Raw genomic sequence first — 1297 nt, forward strand, 5'->3', positions numbered from 1 at the left:
GTTGAGCAAAGAAGGCCGGGTCGAGCACGAGGAAGTCAGGGTTGCTTCCCGGGCGGTGGATACCCTGGACGGCTTCCAAGCCCTTGAGGAAACGGTCGCGCACCGAGGTGTCCGCCAGGTCCCCTCTGTCGTTCTGGACAGTGACGAAGTCGTCGCCGGCCTGCAAGCCCATGCGGGCAAACCGGTCCTTGCTGTCGATGCTGTTGAAGAAGTCGGCACGTCGCAGGAACGTGTACAAGCCCCTCAGCTGTTCGGCCTGCTTTTGCGCGTCCCGGGTCGTACGGGCCTTCTGCAGGTAACTTTTGGGGTCCCCTGGAGGAAATCGGCCGGCTGTATCCGGATCGAGACGGTCGTCAACCTGGCGACGAGAGACCTTGCCCGGGTCCAGCTTGCGTAGCGTGAGGAATGCTGGAACACGATGACGCTGTTGCGGGGTCAACTGATCACCGAAGAGCGCCTGGTGGTACAGGTGAGGTGCTTGCCACAACCTGTTGGAGTGCGACCGCTGGTACTTGGCGTGGACGTTCTCACAGGACAGCCCACCAGTGATCATGTAACTGGTAACCGAGAGCGCCTGACGAGTCGTAACAACGGCTCCGGCGCGCTCGGCGGCAGCGAACAGTTCCCGGACCGCGGCCCGGCGCTGAGGCCCGTGAGTGGCATCGTTCAACTCGTTACGATTGGCTAGAATTGGGCAGACCTCACGTGCATCACACGCCTCACAGGCCTTCCACCGCGACCATTGCGGGGTCGTCCACTGCCTCAGAACCCAGGGGACAAAACCACCAGTGCGACCGTCAGCCGCTACGGACTGGTAGTTGAGGTTGATGACAGTGACTGCGCCTTCGGGGTCGCTGACCTGCCCACGAGCAATGCCATCTGTAAGAGTCCTCACCAAGATCTTGGCGCGCCCCGTGCCGCTGCGGTTGAGGTCGTCTTCGGCAACGCACTTACGCAGCTGGCCCTCGTTCGCGCAGATGATCGCAACCCCATTGCCCGGGGGGTCAAGCAGCTCCATGAGCTTCTGGGCGCCCGCCTGAAGGCTTAGCTCGCTGAGATCCCTGAGTATGTACAGTGGGCGCCCGCTACGGGTTAGGGCAACAGGGCGACCGGCGTCACCGTCCTTGAGCAACTCGCTGAAGACTGTCCTTCGGACATCTGATGGGACCGTTTCGCCACCCATCCTCAGCTCGGCCAGCAGGTTGGCGCACAGGCTCGTCTTGCCGTGCCCGGCGTCCCCGGTGAGGACGATGGTCTTCACGGTTGGTTGCTCGATGGCGCTCACCAAGTACTCCAG

General features: G+C 62.5%; 1 protein-coding gene. It reads right to left on the minus strand.

Features of this window, described 5'->3' with window-relative positions:
- A partial coding sequence (locus ACZ7HQ_RS45570) for a P-loop NTPase family protein (protein ID WP_471003559.1) occupies nucleotides 1–1285 on the minus strand: 1285 nt, incomplete at its 3' end.
- Nucleotides 1286–1297: the final 12 nt, after the last annotated feature.

The organism is Streptomyces sp. NPDC037290 (assembly GCF_055603245.1).